The organism is Bradyrhizobium sp. LeoB3, assembly GCF_055456055.1.
In genome coordinates, this window is record NZ_JBVBEF010000256.1 from 1 (window position 1) to 2,312 (window position 2,312).

Here is a 2,312-nt window from a genome sequence, read left to right on the forward strand (position 1 = left end):
CGGTGACCGGGCGGGTCTCGACCGGGGGCGTTCTCGCAATTCCCGCCGCCGTTGCAGGCATTCGCAGGTGGGGCAATCATGATCAGAGCTAGGGCAAAAAAGGCAGCGGGAATGGCAGATACAATCTTCACAGATACCTCCTGCATTCTGACCAACCCCAAACAATATCAATAAATACGACATTTAACAATTAAATAGATTAATTTATTAAATTTGTTCGTCGCAATAAAACCCAAGTATTCGGAGAAATGCGCGGAAGGCGGAGTATGGCCAATTTGAAACCGATCAGTTGTCCCGTTTGCGGGGCTGAGGCCCAAGACACTACCGTTGCGACGTTCGATGGACGGACGATCCGTTGCGGGTTCTGCGGCGACTATGATGTCTCCGGTCCGGTGTTCGAGGCTGGGCTTCTTGACAAGCTGGATCGCCAAAGAAGGCTGGATGCGCTCGAAAGAGCGAAGGGCTCCGCTCCCTCGGGTAAGCGCCCGATGATCACAAGCCACGATCTTTAGCCAACGTGCCGATCTCGCCCGCCGATCTCTTCCTCCGCCCTACCCTAATCGGCGACGAGACGCGCGAAGGTGACTATGTGGTCATCTGGGATGACTTTACGATCGGGCGCATCTACAGCACCCACGGGTTCGGCGGCCATGACATCTGGAACTGGGCTGTCATCCTGCCTAACGTCCCCCAGCAGCCCGATCACCGCGGCAGCAGCGCAGACCTTGAGGACGCAAAACTTCTTTTCAAAGCGGCGTGGTTGCGGGTGCTTTCGCGCCTCAGCGATGAGGATATTGCGGAGGCCCGTCGAATCTCGCGGGACCGAAGCCGACCCTGGCACAAGAGGTAAGGCGCATGAAGTACATCGAAGACGGACCCTACGCGGACCCTGAGAAGGCCGCGCGCCGACTGTTGGAGATCGCAAGCACGATCGAGCCCGTGCAGGACGACCGCATCCACATCGAGAAAATCAATTACCCGATGCTCTTTCAGGACAAGGCTAAGCCGGCCGAGTACGGCGCTGGCCTAAAGCTCGCGATCGAGCGCGGCTGGCTCTGGATGCATGAGAGTGGCACCTACGTGAAGATCACGCCGGAAGGCGCTGAGCTGTTTGCCTAGAAATCTCCGTCGCAGCCCGCACCGTGCACCCCCAAGCGCACCTCGCAGGCCCGTTATCGGCGCACCTAAAGGCGCACGGGCTGGCTGACAAGGGCAACCGCTACAGTGCCGCGCCAGCGCATCCAAGGGGGCATGTTCATGGAGGCCCAGCGCGGACACTGCAGAGGCATGCCCGATATACAAGACACGGACAGGGCGGAGCCGCCGCAACATGCGTTAAGTGCCAAGCACGAATTGCAGCGACCCATTGCCACTTCTACGCGCGTGGCCGCTGATCTCGATATCCATCGACACGCCATATGAGAACGGCCCCCGCGCGCAGGGGCAGACAGGCGCGAGGGCCGCTTGGTCGGCAGAGCCGGGCAGGGGGTTAGGGGACACCACCCGGCCCCTTGATGCTGCGTCGAGAGGCCGGCATCACAAGGGCGGGACAGGCGAAAAGCCGCAACGCGGTAAATGGACGGTTAGCGTGGGCTCTGGATGCATGAGAGCGGCAACTAGTGAAAATCACGCCGGAAGGCGCCGAGCTGTCCTGAAGAGGAACTCGCATTTGCTTCTGAGCCGAGGCGGCCTTTACAGCTTATGCACTTCGCCAGGCTTGAGGTGTAGGTTTTTCAGCGCTTTCAATTGCAGGCGCGTCAGGTGTCCAGTCGCAAACTCCGCCGTCCAACCTTCTGGGATCGCTGTCAGAACCAGGGTAAGGGCTTGGCTCGGTTTAGCTGCAGCGACCCAAAGTTGCTTGCTTGGGCGGGTCATCGCGTCGTCCGCCGTTACTTCAACAATTGTAAATTCGGTGCCGAATGACTCAGCCATAAACCCCTCAATGCCATGGCCGGTCATTTGGTTCAAAAAGCCAAATTAGGACGAGAAGCTAAACACAGCAGCCGGCCGGGGTAGGACTCACCAAGAACTATGACTACGTCCAATTCCCAAGCTTGCTGCCGTGATCACTAGCGCGGTGGCTGCTTCGCCGCAGGGCCGCTCTTGTTTCCGGGTTGGCCCGCTATTCCGGCGCCTGAGCTTTGGGCGCTCGGCGCAGCCGAAACATCAGGCTTTTGATTTTGCGCAAGTGCCGTTGATCCCGACAGCGCCAGCGCGAGGGCGAATGCGATCGATCGTAAGCGTCGTTCCGCTCCCACCTTCTCGCGGCACACGAGATAGGCGAGTTTCACGATCTCTTTGAAGGGATCGAC

General features: G+C 59.0%; 3 protein-coding genes and 1 pseudogene. 2 read left to right on the forward strand and 2 right to left on the reverse strand.

Annotation, left to right across the window (positions count from 1 at the left end; genetic code table 11):
* Positions 1-517 precede the first annotated feature (517 nt).
* Entirely contained in the window at positions 518-850 is a 333-nt protein-coding gene (locus tag ACZXDY_RS45585) for a hypothetical protein (protein WP_464349971.1), read from the forward strand.
* Positions 851-855: 5 nt separating this feature from the next.
* On the forward strand, positions 856-1,119 hold the full coding sequence (locus tag ACZXDY_RS45590; protein ID WP_464349972.1) for a hypothetical protein: 264 nt from the start codon (positions 856-858) through the stop codon (positions 1,117-1,119).
* 573 nt (positions 1,120-1,692) lie between these two features.
* Here ACZXDY_RS45590 and ACZXDY_RS45595 read toward each other — a convergent pair.
* A complete protein-coding gene (locus ACZXDY_RS45595) occupies positions 1,693-1,932 on the reverse strand; it encodes a hypothetical protein (protein ID WP_464349973.1) in 240 nt (79 codons plus the stop codon).
* A 137-nt stretch (positions 1,933-2,069) separates the two neighbouring features.
* Positions 2,070-2,312: pseudogene (locus ACZXDY_RS45600) on the reverse strand (hypothetical protein); the annotation flags it as partial.

What these genes read in the sequence shown, in the direction of transcription:
- ACZXDY_RS45595 (WP_464349973.1), bottom strand. Translation starts at nt 1,932, where the DNA reads ATGGCTGAGTCATTCGGCACCGAATTTACAATTGTTGAAGTAACGGCG.
- ACZXDY_RS45590 (WP_464349972.1), top strand. Translation starts at nt 856, where the DNA reads ATGAAGTACATCGAAGACGGACCCTACGCGGACCCTGAGAAGGCCGCG.